Below are 1370 nucleotides of genomic sequence, written 5' to 3'. Positions count from 1 at the left end.
CAAAAGCTGATGCTGTTCGCTAACACTCAGTAGTGGTAATTTAGCGATATTTTGTTCTGGCTGAGCCACAATCCCTGCCAACAAGGTTTGCAAATGCTCAATCATCCGCGAGATCGTGGCAGCATCAAACAAGTCAGTATTGTACTGTATCTTCCCCTTGATACCTGTGGGTGTTTCTAACATCTCCAAGGTCAGGTCAAATGCGGCTTTATCATTGTCAATTTCTTGGGCTACGACGCTTAATCCTGGTAACTCTAAATCTTGAGTTGGCGTATTTTGCAGGATAAACATCACCTGAAATAAGGGGTGATAGCTTAATGAGCGCTCGATTTGCAGTTGTTCAACTAGTTTTTCAAAGGGTAAGTCTTGATGTGCGTAAGCACTCGAAGCTACCTGGCGCACCCGCTGGAGTAATTGGAGAAAACTGGGATTACCAGACATATCGGTACGCATGACTAGGGTATTGACAAAAAAGCCGATTAACCCCTCAATTTCTTGATGGTTGCGTGAGGCGATCGCACAACCAACTAAGATATCTTCTTGTCGGCTGTAGCGATATAGCAGAGTCTGGAATGCTGCTAACAAGGTCATGAATAATGTCGCACCTTCTTGCCGTGACAGCTTTTGCAGTGCTTGGCTTAACTCCGGGGATAGGGTGAAAGATTGTCCTGCACCTTGGTATGTCTGGACTGGTGGACGCGGACGGTCTGTCGGTAATTCTAGTACTGGGGGTGCAGCTGCTAGTTGCTGTTGCCAATAGTTGAGTTGGGTTTGTTGGACTTGTGCTTCTAGCCATTGACGTTGCCAAACAGCATAGTCCGCATACTGAATCGGCAATTCCACTAGGGGGTTGGGTTGTCCACTAACAAAGGCTTGATATAAATCTGCCAACTCTTGCCAAACGATATTCATTGACCAACCATCACTGGCAATGTGGTGCATTACTAACACTAAGATGTGTTCTTGCTTGTCAAGTTGCAGCAAACAGCCACGCACCATCAAATCGCTGGCGAAGTCAAAGGGTCTATGTGTTTGCTGTTGTAGTAGTTGCTCGATTTGGTTGGGGCGATCGCTGTTTGGGATATCTTGAAGGTTGAATACCAGTAGTTCGACTGCACGGGGTTCTTGGATTACTTGGACTGGGTTACCATCTTGCACAATAAAGTTTGTGCGTAATGCTTCGTGGCGTGCGGCGATCTCATTCAATGATTTTTGTAGTGCTGGAATGTTGAGGTCGCCTTGTAATTGCAGTGCTTGCGCTATGTGATATATAGAACTGCCTGGCTGTAGTTGCTCCCAAAACCACATCCTTTGTTGCGCATATGATAGCGGTAGTGATTCTCTGTTGCTTAGTTTGGGAATTTTTTGTA

General features: G+C 45.8%; 1 protein-coding gene. It reads right to left on the bottom strand.

Going from position 1 to position 1370, the window contains the following annotated elements; all coding sequences use genetic code 11:
* Nucleotides 1–1362: condensation domain-containing protein (locus BV375_RS00005; protein ID WP_279432879.1), on the bottom strand; the 1362-nt coding region annotated here is incomplete at its 3' end.
* Nucleotides 1363–1370 lie beyond the last annotated feature (8 nt).

The organism is Nostoc sp. 106C (genome assembly GCF_002154725.1).
Classification (GTDB): domain Bacteria; phylum Cyanobacteriota; class Cyanobacteriia; order Cyanobacteriales; family Nostocaceae; genus Aulosira.
Note: the sequence above shows the minus strand (reverse complement) of the source record. Positions and strands in the feature narration are given on the sequence as shown.